Raw genomic sequence first — 16,005 nt, 5'->3', positions numbered from 1 at the left:
AGAATTATGACGACACCTGTACTCGAAGCCCGTGACGTCACGATGCGCTTCGGTGGTCTGACCGCCGTCCGCTCGGTGGACTTCACGGTCAACAGCGGCGAGATCGTCGGCCTGATCGGCCCGAACGGAGCCGGCAAGACCACCTTCTTCAACTGCCTCACCGGTCTGTACGTCCCCACCGAGGGCACGGTCGCGTACCAGGGGCGGGTGCTGCCGCCCAAGCCGCACCTGGTGACGCAGGCGGGCATCGCCCGTACCTTCCAGAACATCCGGCTCTTCGCCAACATGACCGTCCTGGAGAACGTCCTCGTGGGCCGCCACACGCGGACCAAGGAGGGTCTGTGGTCCGCGCTGCTGCGCGGCCCCGGTTTCCGCAAGGCCGAGAAGGAGTCCGAGGCGAAGGCCATGGAACTCCTGGAGTTCGTCGGACTCGCCGCCAAGCGGGACCACCTGGCCCGCAACCTGCCCTACGGCGAGCAGCGCAAGCTGGAGATCGCACGGGCGCTGGCCAGTGAGCCGGGTCTGCTGCTGCTCGACGAGCCGACGGCCGGCATGAACCCGCAGGAGACCCGGACCACCGAGGAACTGGTCTTCGCCATCCGGGACAAGGGCATCGCCGTGCTCGTCATCGAGCACGACATGCGCTTCATCTTCAACCTGTGCGACCGCGTCGCGGTCCTCGTCCAGGGCGAGAAGCTCGTCGAGGGCACCTCCGACGTCGTGCAGGCCGACGAGCGGGTCGTCGCCGCCTACCTGGGCGAGCCCTTCGAGGGCGACCCCGGCGAGGCGGAGGTCGCAGAGGTCGAGGCCGCAGAGGCGGAGGCCGCAGAGGCCGCCGCCGAAGCCGGATCCGCCGAAGCCGAAGCCGAGCCCGCCGGCGCGGAGACCACCGGCGCGGAGAGCACCAGCACCACCAAGGGAGAGGCCCAGTGACCGCACTGCTGGAGGTCGAGGACCTCAGGGTCGCCTACGGCAAGATCGAGGCCGTCAAGGGCATCTCGTTCAGCGTCGAGGCCGGCCAGGTCGTCACCCTCATCGGCACCAACGGCGCCGGCAAGACGACGACCCTGCGCACGCTCTCGGGTCTGCTGAAGCCCGCCTCCGGGAAGATCGTCTTCGACGGCAAGCCGCTCACCGGCGTCCCGGCGCACAAGATCGTCTCTCTCGGACTCGCCCACTCCCCCGAGGGCCGGCACATCTTCCCGCGGCTGACCATCGCCGAGAACCTCCAGCTCGGCGCCTTCCTCCGGAAGGACAAGGAGGGCATCGAGAAGGACATCCAGCGCGCCTACGACCTCTTCCCCATCCTCGGGGAGCGCAGGAAGCAGGCCGCGGGCACCCTCTCGGGCGGTGAGCAGCAGATGCTGGCGATGGGCCGGGCGCTGATGTCCCAGCCCAAGCTGCTGATGCTGGACGAGCCGTCCATGGGCCTGTCGCCGATCATGATGCAGAAGATCATGGCGACGATCGTCGAGCTGAAGTCCCAGGGCACGACGATCCTGCTGGTCGAGCAGAACGCCCAGGCGGCACTCTCGCTCGCCGATCAGGGCCATGTCATGGAGGTCGGCAACATCGTCCTGTCGGGCAGCGGTCAGGACCTGCTGCACGACGAGTCCGTGCGCAAGGCCTATCTCGGCGAGGACTGACCGCCTGATACACGACAGGCCCGCGCCCCCTTCTCCGGGGCGCGGGCCTCTGTCGTACCACTCAGACGACTCAGGCCTTCTTGGCCTTCTTCTCCTCGCTGTCGGCGATGACCGCCTCGGCTACCTGCTGCATCGACAGACGGCGGTCCATGGAGGTCTTCTGGATCCAGCGGAAGGCGGCCGGCTCGGTCAGGCCGTACTCGGTCTGCAGGATGGACTTCGCCCGGTCGACCAGCTTGCGGGTCTCCAGCCGCTGGGTGAGGTCGGCGACCTCCTGCTCCAGCTGCCTCAGCTCGGTGAAGCGGGAGACGGCCATCTCGATGGCCGGGACGACGTCGCTCTTGCTGAACGGCTTCACCAGGTAGGCCATGGCACCGGCGTCCCGGGCCCGCTCCACGAGGTCGCGCTGCGAGAAGGCGGTGAGCATCAGGACCGGCGCGATGGACTCCTCGGCGATCTTCTCGGCCGCGGAGATGCCGTCGAGCTTGGGCATCTTCACGTCCAGGATGACCAGGTCCGGCTTGTGCTCGCGGGCCAGCTCGACGGCCTGCTCACCGTCCCCGGCCTCGCCGACGACGGTGTACCCCTCCTCCTCCAGCATTTCTTTCAGGTCGAGCCGGATCAGGGCCTCGTCCTCGGCGATGACGACACGGGTCGTCAGCGGAGGTACGTGCGACTTGTCGTCGTCGGGCACGTCTACGGGCTGGGGCGACTCGGCGGCCACAGAAGCTCCTCGTTCAGGACAGGGGTACTGCTGACAAGAGCCTACCTAGCTACGGTATGGTGGACGCGCGGAGGGTCAAAGGTAACCTTGGATTCTGCGAGCCCCGGTAGCCCAATTGGCAGTAGGCAACGGATTCAAAACCCGTACAGTGTCGGTTCGAGTCCGACTCGGGGCACTTTTCCTTGGATTCCAAGGTCAGCATTGTCGGGCCCCTCCGGGTGAGGGGCCCTTTCTCATGCTTTCGGGCTGTCGTCCTCGCCGATGTGGTGGACGCGGACCATGTTGGTCGAGCCGGAGACCCCGGGCGGGGAGCCGGCCGTGATCACCACGATGTCGCCCTGCCGGCAGCGGCCGTACTTCAGGAGCAGCTCGTCCACCTGGTCGACCATGGCGTCGGTGGAGTCGACGTGCGGGCCGATGAAGGTCTCCACGCCCCAGCTGAGGCTGAGCTGGGAGCGGGTGGCCGGCTCCGGGGTGAAGGCCAGCACCGGGATCGGCGAGCGGTAGCGGGACAGGCGGCGGGCCGTGTCTCCCGACTGGGTGAACGCCACCAGGAACTTCGCGCCGAGGAAGTCGCCCATCTCGGCGGCGGCCCGGGCGACCGCGCCGCCCTGGGTGCGCGGCTTGTTCTGCTCGGTCAGCGGCGGCAGGCCCTTGGCGAGCATGGTCTCCTCGGCCGCCGCGACGATCTTCGCCATGGTCCGCACGGTCTCGATCGGGTGCTTGCCGACACTGGTCTCGCCGGAGAGCATCACCGCGTCCGCCCCGTCGAGGACCGCGTTGGCCACGTCGGAGGCCTCGGCGCGGGTCGGCCGGGAGTTGTCGATCATCGAGTCCAGCATCTGGGTGGCGACGATGACCGGCTTGGCGTTGCGCTGGGCGAGCTTGGCGGCGCGCTTCTGGACGATCGGGACCTGTTCCAGCGGCATCTCCACGCCCAGGTCGCCGCGCGCGACCATGATGCCGTCGAAGGCGGCCACGATGTCGTCGATGTTCTCGACGGCCTGCGGCTTCTCGACCTTGGCGATCACCGGGAGGCGCCGGCCCTCCTCGTCCATGATGCGGTGGACGTCCTGGACGTCCCTGCCACTGCGGACGAAGGAGAGGGCGATGACGTCGAAGCCGGTGCGCAGCGCCCAGCGCAGGTCGTCCTCGTCCTTCTTCGAGAGGGCGGGGACGGAGACGGCGACGCCGGGGAGGTTCAGGCCCTTGTGGTCGGAGATCACGCCCCCCTCGACCACCCGGGTGCGGACCCGGGGGCCGTCGACGGCGGTCACCTCCAGGCAGACCTTGCCGTCGTCCACGAGGACGCGCTCGCCAGGGCCGACGTCGGCGGCGAGACCGGCGTAGCTGGTGCCGCACCGGTGACGGTCGCCCTCTACGCCCTCCTCCACGGTGATGGTGAAGGTGTCGCCGCGTTCAAGCAGTACCGGCCCCTCGCCGAAGCGGCCGAGCCGGATCTTCGGACCTTGAAGGTCGCCGAGGATTCCGACGCTGCGTCCGGTTTCATCGGCCGCCTTTCGCACCCGCTGATATCGCTCCTCGTGTTCGGCGTGGGTGCCGTGGCTGAGGTTGAAGCGGGCGACGTCCATTCCGGCCTCGACCAGTGCCTTGATCTGGTCGTACGAGTCGGTGGCGGGCCCCAGGGTGCAGACGATCTTTGCTCGGCGCATGAGTCGAGCCTATGCCTTACCCACGGGTAGAGAATTGGCGCCGTATGACCACTCAACACACTCTGGGTAAAGGGACGTTGACAACTGTTGAATTGTGCGACGACTCGCTCCTATGAGCGATTTCCGGCAGGGTCATCAGATCGCAACCTCCAGGACCTGTTGCCGTAGGTCATGCTCAGGTCAGAATCTACGCGCGTCGTTGATCAAGGCCGAGGAGACCGAGACATGCCGTTGAACCGCCGGAAGTTCCTGAAGAAGTCCGCCGCCACCGGGGCGGGAGTGGCGATCGCCGGTGCGGCGGCGGCTCCGGCGGCCGAGGCGGCGGAGCGGACCGGGCCCGGGCACCCCGTGAAGCGGTACTCCCTGACGGTCATGGGCACCACCGACCTGCACGGCCACGTTTTCAACTGGGACTACTACAAGGACGCCGAGTACGCCGACAAGGCCGGCAACGCCATGGGCCTGGCCCGGATCTCGACCCTGGTCGACCAGGTGCGCGAGGAGAAAGGCTGCCGCAACACGCTGCTGCTGGACGCCGGTGACACCATCCAGGGCACCCCGCTGACGTACTACTACGCCAAGGTCGACCCGATCACCGCCAAGGGCGGCCCGGTGCACCCGATGGCGCAGGCGATGAACGCGATCGGGTACGACGCGGCGGCGCTCGGCAACCACGAGTTCAACTACGGCATCGAGACCCTGCGCAGGTTCGAGGACCAGCTGGACTTCCCGCTGCTCGGCGCCAACGCGGTCGACGCCAAGACGCTCAAGCCGGCCTTCCCGCCCTACTTCGTCAAGAAGTTCCACGTGCCCGGTGCCAAGCCGGTCAAGGTCGCCGTGCTCGGCCTGACCAACCCGGGCATCGCCATCTGGGACAAGGCCTATGTGCAGGGCAAGCTGAAGTTCGAGGGCCTGGAGGAACAGGCCGCGAAGTGGGTGCCGAGGCTCAGGTCGCTGGGCGCGGACGTGGTCGTGGTCTCCGCGCACTCGGGTACGTCGGGCACGTCGTCGTACGGTGACCAGGTGCCGTACCTGGAGAACGCGGCCGCCGAGGTGGCCAAGCGGGTGCCGGGCATCGACGCGATCCTGGTCGGCCACGCGCACGTGGAGATCCCCGAGCTGAAGGTCGTCAACGAGCAGACCGGCAGGACCGTCGTGCTCTCCGAGCCGCTGTGCTACGCCGAGCGGCTCACCCTCTTCGACATCGAGCTGGTGTTCAGCAAGGGGAAGTGGGAGGTCGAGTCGGTCTCCGCGTCGCTGCGCAACTCCAACACGGTCGCCGACGACCCGAAGATCACCAAGCTGCTCGAGGACGAGCACCGGAAGGTCGTCGCGTACGTCAACCAGGTCGTGGGCCGGGCGACCGAGACGCTGACCACCGTCGAGGCGCGCTACAAGGACGCCCCGATCATCGACCTGATCACCAAGGTCCAGGAGGACGTGGTCAAGGCGGCGCTCGCGGGCACCGAGTACGCCTCCCTGCCGGTGATCGCGCAGGCCTCGCCGTTCTCCCGGACCTCCGAGATCCCGGCCGGCGACGTGACGATCCGTGACCTGTCGAGCCTGTACGTCTACGACAACACGCTGGTCGCCAAGCTGCTGACGGGCGCTCAGGTGCGCGCCTACCTGGAGTACTCCGCGGAGTACTACGCGCAGACGGCCGCCGACGCCACGGTGGACGTCGAGAAGCTGACCAACGCCGGTGGCCGCCCGGACTACAACTACGACTACGTCTCGGGCCTCTCGTACGACATCGACATCGCCCAGCCGGCCGGGTCACGGATCAAGAACCTGACCTTCGACGGGGCCCCGCTGGACGACACCCGGCAGTTCGTGCTCGCGGTGAACAACTACCGGGCCAACGGCGGCGGTGCGTTCCCGTATGTCGCCACGGCCAAGGAGCTGTGGTCGGAGTCGACGGAGATCCGCACCAGGATCGCGGAGTGGGTCACCGCGAAGGGCGTACTCGACCCCAAGGACTTCGCTTCGGTGGACTGGAAGCTCACCCGGAACGGCACGCCGGTGTTCTAGAGCTGCCGCGGATCGGTCATGACCCCGCTCGTCACCTGCCCTCGACGAGCGGGGTCAGCTGCTTCACCCGCCTGGCCTCCGGCACCCGGGACGGGACCTCCTCGAGCCCGAAGGTGGTGAAGGCCGTTCGGGTCGGCAGCGGATACGGATCCTTTCCGGTGAGCGAGTTGAGGATGGTGGCGCTGCGCCAGGCGGCGAGGCCGAGGTCGGGGGCGCCGACGCCGTGGGTGTGCAGTTCGGCGTTCTGGACGTACACCGAGCCGGTGACCGAGGGGTCGAGGACGAGCCGGAACTCCTCGTCGACACGCAGGCGTTCGCTGCTGTCGCGGCGCAGATAGGGGTCGAGCCCGGCGAGGATGCGGCCGAGGGGGCGTTCGCGGTAGCCGGTGGCGAGGACGACCGCGTCGGTGGTGAGGCGGGAGCGGCTGCCCTGCTGGAGGTGCTCCAGATGGAGTTCGATCTTCGCGGTGGCGATCCGGCCGGCCGTGCGGACCCGGACGCCCGGGGTGAGGACGGCATCGGGCCAGCCGCCGTCCAGGGTCCGCCGGTACAGCTCCTCGTGGATGGCGGCGAGCGTGCCGGCGTCGATGCCCTTGTGCAGCTGCCACTGGGCGGCGACCAGCCGGTCGCGGACCGGCTCGGTGAGGGCGTGGAAGTAGCGGGTGTAGTCGGGTGTGAAGTGCTCCAGGCCGAGCTTGGAGTACTCCATCGGCGCGAACGCCTCGGTACGGCCGATCCAGTGCAGCTTCTCGCGGCCGGCGGGGCGGTGCCGCAGCAGATCGAGGAAGACCTCGGCGCCGGACTGTCCGGAGCCGACGACGGTGACGTGCTCGGCGGCGAGGACGGCGGCGCGGTGGCCGAGGTAGTCGGCGGCGTGGACGACGGGGGCGGAGGGCGTGTCCACCAGGGGCTTGAGGGGGTCGGGCACATAGGGGACGGTGCCGACACCGAGGACGATGTTGCGGGTGTAGGTGCGGCCCAGGGCCTCGGCCTCGCCGTCGGTGTCGAGCTGGGTGAAGTCGACCTCGAACGCGTCCCGTTCCGGGTTCCAGCGGACGGCGTCGACCTGGTGGCGGAAGCGCAGCCCGGGCAGGCTCTGCGCGACCCAGCGGCAGTAGGCGTCGTACTCGGCGCGCTGGATGTGGAAGCGCTCGGCGAAGTAGAAGGGGAAGATCCGCTCGCGGCTCCTGAGGTAGTTCAGGAAGCTCCAGGGGCTGGTGGGGTCGGCGAGGGTCACCAGGTCGGCCAGGTAGGGCACTTGGATGGTGGCGCCGTCGATGAGCAGGCCGGGGTGCCAGTCGAAACCGGGGCGCTGCTCGTAGAAGACTGAGTCGAGTTCGGCGAGCGGGTGGGCGAGGGCGGCGAGCGAGAGGTTGCACGGTCCGATGCCGATACCGACCAGATCGCGGGCGGATGCGGGCTCGTGGCGTGGGGGGATGGTCATGTGGGGGTCGTTCCTTCTGCGAGTTTCAGGAGCTGGGCCAGTTCGTCCGGCCGGGTGTGGGGGTTGAGCAGGGTGGCCTTGAGCCAGAGGCGGCCGTCGAGCCGGGCGCGGCCGAGGACGGCTCGGCCCTCGTGCAGCAGCCTGCGGCGTACGGCGGCCACGGCGTCGTCGCCGGCCTCGGCGGGCCGGAACAGGACCGTGCTGATGACCGGCCGGTCGTACAGCTCGAAGCCCGGGTGCTCCTGGACGAGCGCGGCGAACTCGCGGGCGCGGGCGCACACCTGGTCGACCAGGGCGCCGAGTCCGGTGCGCCCGAGGGTCTTCAGCGTGACCGCGGTCTTGAGGATGTCGGGGCGGCGGCTGGTGCGCAGGGAGCGGCCCAGCAGATCGGGGAGTCCGGCCTCGGTGTCGTCGCCGGCGTTCAGGTAGTCGACGCGCTGGTGGAGTGCGGCCAGTTCACGGGGGCGGGCGACGGCGAGGAGACCCGCGGCGACCGGCTGCCAGCCGAGCTTGTGCAGGTCGAGGGTGACCGTGTGGGCGGCTTCGAGCCCGGCGAGCTTGTCGTGGTGCCGGTCGCTGAAGAGGAGGCCTGCGCCGTAGGCGGCGTCGACGTGCAGACGGGCGCCGTGAGCGGTGCACAGGCCGGCGATCTCGGGCAGCGGGTCGATGAGGCCGGCGTCGGTGGTGCCGGCGGTGGCGGCGACCAGCAGCGGGCCGGGCAGAGCGGTGAGGGTCTCGTGCAGGGCGGCCGGGTCGAGGATGCCGCGCGGCGCCGGCACGACGACCGGGTCGGGCAGGCCGAGCAGCCAGGCGGCGCGCGGCAGGGAGTGGTGGGCGTTGGCACCGCAGACCAGTCGGACGCCGCCGCCGTAGGCCTCGCGGGCGAGCAGCAGGGCGAGCTGGTTGGACTCGGTACCGCCGGTGGTGACCAGTGCGTCGGCGAGACCGGCCGCGTGGGCGAGGGCTCGGGTGACCGCGGCTTCCAGGGCGGAGGCGGCCGGGGCCTGGTCCCACGAGTCCAAGGAGGGGTTCAGGGCACTGGCGGCCAGGTCTGCGGCGGCGGCCACGGCGAGCGGCGGGCAGTGCAGATGGGCCGCGCACAGCGGGTCGGCGGGGTCGGCGGCGCCCTCGGCGAGGACATGCACGAGGGCCCGCAGGGCGTCGGGGTCGCCGTCGTCCGGCAGGACGTCCCCGACGGTGTCGGCGACCCGCGCGGCGACGGCCTCCGGCCCGCCGGCGGGCAGCGGTCCGCCGCGTGCCCGGCCACCGGCCGCGAGAGCGTCGAGGACGGTGCGGAGGAGCGGCCGCAGGGCGGCGGGGCCGTCGGGTCCTGAGGCGAGGGGAGGCGGCGTGCTCATGGGCTTTCCTCCGGGGCGCGGGGACGGGGTTCGGAGGCTTCTGTACGGACGTTTCCGCCCGGGGACTTCCAGCTTGTACGGGAAGAGCGCCGCGCGTCCCGAAAGCCTGGGGATCAGTACCCGAAAGTGGGTACTGCCGTGCGGGGGGAAAGCGTGTGGGGAGGTGCCCGCGCGCGCTAACGTCGGTCGGATGGTTGACGCGTGGATGATCGACGTGCCCGGTGAGCGGGTGCTGGTGCGCGAACTCGGCCCGGCGGACGAGGGGCCGCTGCTCACGCTGTTCGGGGAGTGCGAGGACTGGTTCGTGGCGGCGACGGGGCTGCCGTCGGGACCGGGTGACGTGCAGAGCCTGTTCTACGCGCTGCCGGAGGGCGCGGACCCCGGCGACAAGGTGCTGCTGGTGCTGGAGCGGGACGGGGTGGTGGCGGGCGTGGTGGACGCCGTGCGGAACCATCCGGAGCCCGGGGCGGTGGCGGTGGGACTCTTCCTGCTGGCGCCCTGGGCGCGCGGGCGGGGCCTCGGCCGGGCCCTGGCCGCCTCCCTGCTGGCCCGCGCCGAGGACGCCTCGGTGGTGACGGCCACGGTCCCGCCCGGCTGGCACTCCGGCGAACTCTTCCTGCGCCGGCTGGGTTTCACCCTGGACACCGACGCACCGGCACGGTCCGGCGACGCCGACGGGCGGCCGGGTCCGCGCGCGGCAGGGGTACGGCGCGCGGTGCTCCGCCCCGCGGAAGACCGGCCCGGACAGCGGCCGGCCCTGCGTCCCGCCGAAGGCTAGCCGGGGCTGACTCGGACAGCGGGCGGTACCGCGGGGCGCCGAAGGCCGGCTCGGCGTGGCTTGGCAGCGGCCGTACCGCGAGCCGCCGAAGGCCGGCTCAGGCAGCCGACGGTACCGCGGGGCCGCTGGAGACTGGCTCGGCGTGACTCGGACAGCGGGCCGTACCGCTGCCCGCCGGAGGCCGGGGCGGGGAGCCGTCGGTGGGGCGCCGGAGGCTGGATATAACGGGTGTGCTGATGTGAGGCGGCGCCGGGAGGGCGAGGCTGGTCCTCGGCCACGCGGCGCCGGGAGGGCGAGGCTGGTCCTCGGCCAGGCGGCGCCGGGCGGGCGCGGCTGGCCCTCGGTAGAGGTCAGCCGCAGCCCGGGGCGCGGGAACTACGCCCCGGATACCTCCCCTTCCCGCGTCTTCTCCCCCTGCTCGCCCTGCTGTCCGCGCACGCGGAGGGCGCGGGCGAGGTCGTCGAGGCGGTCTGCGAGGGTGCGGCGCAGCGCCGGGGTGAGGTCGGCGTCACGCAGGCAGGCCTCGCCGAGGCGCAGGTTCTCCGCGTCCACGGCGTGCGCCGGGAAGGCCCAGCGGCCGGCGGCGACGGCGATGGCGGGGCCGCGGCGGCCGGCGACCGCGACGGCGTCCTCGTAGAAGCGCGGCACGTACTCCCGTACCAGCTCGGCCTGTTCGGGCTGCCAGAAGCCCTGCGCGGTGGCCGTGAAGAGATAGTTGGACAGGTCTTCGCCGGTGAACATCGCCGCCCAGGCCGCGCGCTTCGCCTCCGGTTCGGGCAGGGCGGCACGGCAGCGGGCGGCGCCCTCCTGGCCGGTGGCGCTCGGGTCGCGCTCCAGCTCGGCGGCGATGGCGGCCTCGTCGGTGGCGCCGAGCACGGCGAGCCGGCCGAGGATGCGCCAGCGCAGCTCGGGGTCGAGTTCCGGGCCGCCGGGCACCGTGCCGTCGGCGAGCCAGGCGGCGATGGCGTCCGGGTGGGCGGCCACGCCGATCAGATGCCGTACGGCGATCAGGCGCAGGCCCGGGTTGTCGCCGTCCTCGGTGCGCCGCAGCAGGTCACGGCAGAGGGAGGTGAGCGTGGCCAGGGCGGCCGGGCGCTCCGCGGCCGGCAGGTACTGGTCGGCGATCTGCCCGGAGGCGAAGGCGAGGACGCCCTGGGCGACGGCCAGGTCGGTCTCGCGCGGGAGGTGGGCGCGGGCCGTCTCCAGGTAGGCGGCGGGCGCGAGTTCGCCGTCGCGCACCGCGTCCCTGAGGGCGTTCCAGACGACCGCGCGGGTGAGCGGGTCCGGCAGACCGGACAGGCTGCTGCGCAGCGTCTCGAAGGAGCCGTCGTCGAAGCGGACCTTGGCGTAGGTGAGGTCGCCGTCGTTGAGGAGGACGAGGGCGGGCCGTGAGCCCGGGGTGCTCAGGTCGAGGTCGTCGCTGGCGGGGATGTCGGCTTCCACGCGCTTGCGCAGGATCAGGCGGCGTTCGTCGTGGAGGTCGTGGTCGTAGATGCCGATGGTGATGCGGTGCGGGCGGCTGCTGCCGGGCGCGGCGAGGGTGGTGCGCTCCCGCGGGCCGTCCCGGTCCGGTACCGGGTCGGGTGCGGACCCGACGCCGGGGCTGCCCAGGTGCCGGATGGCGAGGTGCACGTCGCCGTTGTCGGCGCTCACCCGGGGGCTGAGGGTGTCGACGCCGGTGGTGCGCAGCCAGCTGTCGGCCCAGCCGGGCACGTCACGGTCGGTGGCCGAGGCGAGGGAGTCGATGAAGTCGGCGAGGGTGGCGTTGCCGAACTTGTGCCGGGCGAAGTGGGCGTTGATGCCGGCGAGGAAGTCCTTCTCGCCGAGCCAGGCGGCCAGCTGGCGCAGCGCGGAGGCGCCCTTGGCGTAGGAGATGCCGTCGAAGTTGAGCAGCGCGGAGGCGGTGTCGTCGACGTTCTCGGGGGCGACCGGGTGGGTGGTGGGCCGCTGGTCGGCGTCGTAGCCCCACGCCTTGCGGGTGACGCCGAACTCGGTCCAGGGGTCGGTGAACCGGGTGGCCTCGGCAGTGGTCTGGTAGCCCATGTACTCGGCGAAGGACTCGTTCAGCCAGATGTCGTCCCACCACTTGAGGGTGACGAGGTCGCCGAACCACATGTGGGCCATCTCGTGCGCGATGACCATGGCGCGGGTCTGCCGCTCGGTGTCGGTGACGGCGGAGCGGTAGACGAAGTCGTCGCGGAAGGTGACCAGACCCGGGTTCTCCATGGCGCCCGCGTTGAACTCGGGGACGAACGCCTGGTCGTAGGAGTCGAAGGGGTACGGCTCGTCGAACTTCTCGTGGTAGCGGTCGAAGCACGCGCGTGTGACGTCGAGGATCTCGTCGGCGTCGGCGTCGAGATACGGCGCGAGGGAGCGGCGGCAGTGGATGCCGAAGGGCAGTCCGCGGTGCTCGGTGCGTACCGAGTGCCAGGGGCCCGCGGCGACGGCGGCGAGGTAGGTGGAGATCAGCGGGGTGGGCGCGGCCTGCCAGACACCGTCGCCGCGCTGCTCGGTGATGCCGTTGGCGAGGACGGTCCAGCCCTCGGGCGCCTTCACGGAGACCTCGAAGACGGCCTTCAGGTCGGGCTGGTCGAAGGCGGCGAAGATGCGCTGGACGTCGTCCATGAACATCTGCGTGTAGACGTACGTCTGGCCGTCGCTCGGGTCGGTGAAGCGGTGCATGCCCTCGCCGGTACGGGAGTAGCGCATGACCGCGTCGACGCGCAGTTCGTGCTCGCCGGCGGTGAGGTTCTTCAGCGGCAGCCGGTCCGCGTGCAGCGTCTCCGGGTCGAGAGGCTGCCCGTCGAGCGTGACTCCGCGCAGCTCGGCGGGCTTCAGCTCGACGAACGTGTCCCCGTCGGACCGTGCGGTGAACCGGATCGCGGTGCGGGAGTCGAAGGTCTCCTCACCGGTGGTGAGGTCCAGTTCGACCGTGTAGCGGTGGACGTCGAGGAACTGTGCTCGGAGCTGCGCCTCATCGCGCGTGAGTACGGACATGCACGCCATGCTGCCCGATGGGACCGACAGCGCACAGGGGCGGACCGGTACACGGCATATATCCGGTCCGCGCCTCCTGCCCCCGGGGAGCCGGGCGGGGCTCAGCGCCCGTTGGTGTCCTCGGCGATGCGCTCGTGGTGGCGGATGACCTCGGCGATGATGAAGTTCAGGAACTTCTCGGCGAAGGCCGGGTCGAGCTTGGCGCTCTCGGCGAGGCTGCGCAGCCGCTCGATCTGCCGGGCCTCGCGCGCCGGGTCGGCGGGCGGCAGCTGGTGCACCGCCTTGAGCCTGCCGACCTGCTGGGTGGCCTTGAAGCGCTCGGCGAGCATGTGGACGACGGCCGCGTCGATGTTGTCGATGCTGTCGCGCAGCCGCTCCAGTTCCTGGCGGATCTCGGGGTCCACGTCACCGCTACCGGTGTTGCTGGTGGTCATGGGCGCCCACCCTATGCGGTCACCGGGCCTCGCCCACGGGGTGTCCGGAGACTGGATCATCGGCGGATCGTCGGGGTCGGGGACGCGGTCGCTCCAGCCGCCGGGGACGCTGCGGCCCTGCTGGGCGCGGAAGCGGACGGGGGCGAGGCCGACGCGGCGGGTGAACAGCCGGGAGAAGTAGGCGGGGTCGTCGTAGCCGACGCGGCGGGCGACGGCCGCGACGGGCAGTTCCGTGGCGGCGAGCAGCTCCTTGGCACGGCCCAGGCGGATGCCGAGGAGGTAGTCCTTGGGGCTGCACCCGGCGGCCCGGCGGACCGCGCCGCGCAGCTCCGCGGTGGTCATCCCGTGCCGGGCGGCGTGGTCGGCGACGCTCATCGGTGCGCAGGCGTCCCGGGCCAGGGCCTCGAGGACGTGCTGGCCGTCGGGGGCGAGGTCGGCGCGGGCGCGGCGCAGGGCGACGAGGAGTTCGTGCACGGCGGCGCCGGTCTCCACCTCCAGCAGGGGGTTGCCGCGGCGGGCGGCGCGGGCGATACGGGCGATGACCGCGCGCGGGGCGGAGGCGTCGGAGAGCGGGACGACGGGCCGCTCCGGTTCGATGTAGCCGAGTTCGGTGTAGGTGGGGGTGGCGGGCCCGGCGAAATCCACGAAGCCCTCGTCCCAGCCGGTGTCGGGATCGGGCGCGTAGTGGTGGGGCACGCCGGGGGTGAGCCACAGCAGGGCGGGCGCGGTGACGGTCGTGCGGCGGCCGTCGGCGCCCCGATACCAGCCGCCGCCCGAGCTGATCACGACGGCCACGTGGTGCCCGAGGGTGCGCGGGCCGACCGTGGGCAGCGCGCCGTGCTGGAGGCCGACGCCGAGACAGACCAGGCCGAGGCGGTGGTGGGCGGGGCCCGGGCTGAAGAACCGCATCCAGGTCTGGTACATCGGCGCTCCTCCCGGCGTCGGCGGCGACGGACTTTTGTCCAAGCAGCGCCGATCTTCGTCCATGGCGCGGCGGCACCGCCAGGGGTGAGGCTGGGACGCATGAGCGCGGCCGGGGGCAGTGGGCCGGCGCAGGAGTGAGGCCGTGGGCGGGAGCGAGGGCGGGGTGGGGTGGGCGCGTGAGTGAGTTCGCGGTGGGTGAGTCGGACTTCCTGCTGGACGGGCGGCCGGTAAGGCTGCTGTCGGGGGCACTGCACTACTTCCGGGTGCACGAGGCGCAGTGGCGGCACCGGCTGGCGATGCTGCGGGCGATGGGCCTGAACTGCGTGGAGACGTACGTTCCGTGGAACCTGCACCAGCCGGGCCCGGGGCGCTACCGGGACGTGCGGGCGGTCAGCCGGTTCCTGGACGCGGTCCGGGAGGCCGGCCTGTGGGCGATCGTGCGGCCGGGCCCCTACATCTGCGCCGAGTGGGAGAACGGCGGACTGCCGGCGTGGCTGACGGGCGAGCTGGGCGCACGCGCGCGTACCCGGGACGAGCGCTACCTGTTCCATGTGCGGAACTGGTTTTGCCATCTGCTGCGCGAGATCGTGCCCCGGCAGATCGACCGCGGCGGCCCGGTGCTCATGGTGCAGGTCGAGAACGAGTACGGCAGCTACGGCAGCGACACCGGCTATCTTGCGGAGCTGGCCGGGCTGCTGCGGGCCGAGGGGGTCACGGTCCCGTTGTTCACCTCGGACGGTCCCGAGGACCACATGCTGACCGGCGGCTCGCTGCCCGGCGTGCTCGCCACGGTGAACTTCGGCTCCCACGCGCGCGTGGCCTTCGGGGCACTGCGCCGTCACCACCCCGAGGGTCCGCTGATGTGCATGGAGTTCTGGTGCGGCTGGTTCGACCACTGGGCCGGTGAGCACGTCGTACGGGACCCCGGTGAGGCCGCCGAGGCGCTGCGGGAGATCCTGGAGTGCGGGGCTTCGGTGAACCTCTACATGGCGCACGGTGGCACGAGCTTCGCGGGCTGGGCGGGAGCCAACCGCGGCGGCGAGCTGCACGAGGGCCCGCTGGAGCCGGACGTGACGTCGTACGACTACGACGCGCCGGTGGACGAGTACGGCCGCCCGACGGAGAAGTTCTGGCGCTTCCGCGAGGTGCTGGCCGGGTACCGCACCGGCCCGCTGCCCGAACCGCCGCCCCAGCCCGCCCCCTTGGTCGCTGCGGCCGAGGCCGCGTTCACCGGATGGGCGCCGCTGGGTGACGTAATGGAGGCGCTGGGCGGTGCGGAGACCGTGGCCCCGACACCGCCGGACTTCGAGGATCTCGGGATCACCCGGGGCCTCGTGCGCTACACGGTGGACGTGCCGGGGCCGCGGCAGCCGTACCCGCTGACCGTGCGCGGGCTGCGGGATCTCGCGACGGTGTACGTGGACGGTGAGCGGGCCGGAGTGCTCACCGAGGAGGAGCCGCGGCTGACGGAGCCGGTCGCCGGCCCCGCGCGCGTGGAGCTGTGGACGGAGTCCCTGGGGAGGGTGAACTACGGGCCCCGCTCCGGCGAGGCGAAGGGCATCACCGGCGGCATCCTGCACGAGCGGCAGTACCTGCACGGGGTACGCGCGCGCGGGCTGGATCTGGACGCCTTCGCCGACGGTGTCGACCCGGTGCCGTTCCGTGCGCTGCCCGAGGAGGGCGCCCCGGGGCTGTACCGGGGCACGCTCACCGTCCGCGGGGCGGGGGACGCCCGGCTCGCGCTGCCCGGCTGGACGCGCGGCTTCGTCTGGATCAACGGTTTCAACCTCGGCCGCTACTGGTCGGCCGGCCCCCAGCGGTTCCTGTACGTGCCGGGGCCGGTGCTGCGGGAGGGCGAGAACGAGCTGTGGCTGCTGGAGTTGCACGGCACCGGACCGGACCTGTCGGCGCCCCGCCTGCTGCCCGTGTGACCGGCCGCCCGCCCGCGTTCGCCGGCCGCGTGCCCCGCCTACAGTGGAGAGGAGTTCCGGCGTCT

At 71.6% G+C, this 16,005-nt stretch carries 11 protein-coding genes, 1 tRNA gene and 1 pseudogene; 6 read left to right on the top strand and 7 right to left on the bottom strand.

What is annotated here, in order from left to right:
- Window positions 1-6 precede the first annotated feature (6 nt).
- Together AC07C1_RS19465 and AC07C1_RS19460 are read left to right on the top strand one after the other, a co-directional pair.
- Window positions 7-933: an ABC transporter ATP-binding protein gene (locus AC07C1_RS19465; protein ID WP_478940516.1), complete on the top strand. Its 927-nt coding sequence runs from the start codon at window positions 7-9 to the stop codon at window positions 931-933.
- Complete coding sequence (locus AC07C1_RS19460) at window positions 930-1,646, top strand: ABC transporter ATP-binding protein (protein ID WP_478940514.1); 717 nt, start codon at window positions 930-932, stop codon at window positions 1,644-1,646. The genes AC07C1_RS19465 and AC07C1_RS19460 overlap by 4 nt, the downstream gene beginning before the upstream one ends.
- A gap of 70 nt (window positions 1,647-1,716) precedes the next feature.
- On the opposite strand, the gene AC07C1_RS19455 is transcribed toward AC07C1_RS19460, so the two are convergent.
- The gene (locus AC07C1_RS19455) at window positions 1,717-2,370 is read right to left on the bottom strand and encodes an ANTAR domain-containing response regulator (protein WP_478940512.1); all 654 of its coding nucleotides are present in this window, start codon (window positions 2,368-2,370) and stop codon (window positions 1,717-1,719) included.
- 100 nt (window positions 2,371-2,470) lie between these two features.
- Between AC07C1_RS19455 and AC07C1_RS19450 the strand changes: the two genes are divergently transcribed.
- Window positions 2,471-2,545, top strand: a tRNA-Leu gene (locus tag AC07C1_RS19450).
- Between the two features lie 58 nt (window positions 2,546-2,603).
- On the opposite strand, the gene pyk is transcribed toward AC07C1_RS19450, so the two are convergent.
- Complete coding sequence (gene pyk / locus AC07C1_RS19445) at window positions 2,604-4,043, bottom strand: pyruvate kinase (protein ID WP_478940510.1); 1,440 nt, start codon at window positions 4,041-4,043, stop codon at window positions 2,604-2,606.
- A gap of 225 nt (window positions 4,044-4,268) precedes the next feature.
- On the opposite strand from pyk, the gene AC07C1_RS19440 reads away from it, so the two are divergent.
- Entirely contained in the window at window positions 4,269-6,074 is a 1,806-nt protein-coding gene (locus AC07C1_RS19440; protein ID WP_478940508.1) for a bifunctional metallophosphatase/5'-nucleotidase, read from the top strand.
- A 31-nt stretch (window positions 6,075-6,105) separates the two neighbouring features.
- Here the strand turns inward: AC07C1_RS19440 and AC07C1_RS19435 are convergent, their stop codons facing one another.
- Both AC07C1_RS19435 and AC07C1_RS19430 read right to left on the bottom strand, forming a co-directional pair.
- A complete protein-coding gene (locus tag AC07C1_RS19435; protein WP_478940506.1) occupies window positions 6,106-7,518 on the bottom strand; it encodes a lysine N(6)-hydroxylase/L-ornithine N(5)-oxygenase family protein in 1,413 nt (470 codons plus the stop codon).
- Entirely contained in the window at window positions 7,515-8,876 is a 1,362-nt protein-coding gene (locus AC07C1_RS19430; protein ID WP_478940504.1) for a pyridoxal phosphate-dependent decarboxylase family protein, read from the bottom strand. Before AC07C1_RS19430 ends, AC07C1_RS19435 begins: the two co-directional genes overlap by 4 nt.
- Before the next feature lie 190 nt (window positions 8,877-9,066).
- Between AC07C1_RS19430 and AC07C1_RS19425 the strand changes: the two genes are divergently transcribed.
- A complete protein-coding gene (locus AC07C1_RS19425; RefSeq protein WP_478940502.1) occupies window positions 9,067-9,654 on the top strand; it encodes a GNAT family N-acetyltransferase in 588 nt (195 codons plus the stop codon).
- Window positions 9,655-10,029: 375 nt separating this feature from the next.
- On the opposite strand, the gene pepN is transcribed toward AC07C1_RS19425, so the two are convergent.
- From pepN to AC07C1_RS19410, 3 genes and pseudogenes are all read right to left on the bottom strand, one after another.
- Window positions 10,030-12,660, bottom strand: a complete 2,631-nt coding sequence (gene pepN, locus AC07C1_RS19420) for an aminopeptidase N (RefSeq protein ID WP_478940500.1) — start codon at window positions 12,658-12,660, stop codon at window positions 10,030-10,032.
- Window positions 12,661-12,752: 92 nt separating this feature from the next.
- A complete protein-coding gene (locus AC07C1_RS19415) occupies window positions 12,753-13,085 on the bottom strand; it encodes a chorismate mutase (protein ID WP_478940860.1) in 333 nt (110 codons plus the stop codon).
- A gap of 45 nt (window positions 13,086-13,130) precedes the next feature.
- Window positions 13,131-14,009, bottom strand: a pseudogene (locus AC07C1_RS19410) (helix-turn-helix domain-containing protein); the annotation flags it as partial.
- A 176-nt stretch (window positions 14,010-14,185) separates the two neighbouring features.
- Here AC07C1_RS19410 and AC07C1_RS19405 point away from each other — a divergent pair.
- A complete protein-coding gene (locus AC07C1_RS19405) occupies window positions 14,186-15,940 on the top strand; it encodes a glycoside hydrolase family 35 protein (protein ID WP_478940499.1) in 1,755 nt (584 codons plus the stop codon).
- Window positions 15,941-16,005: the final 65 nt, after the last annotated feature.

The organism is Streptomyces sp. NPDC045022, assembly GCF_056432605.1.
Note: the sequence above shows the minus strand (reverse complement) of the source record. Positions and strands in the feature narration are given on the sequence as shown.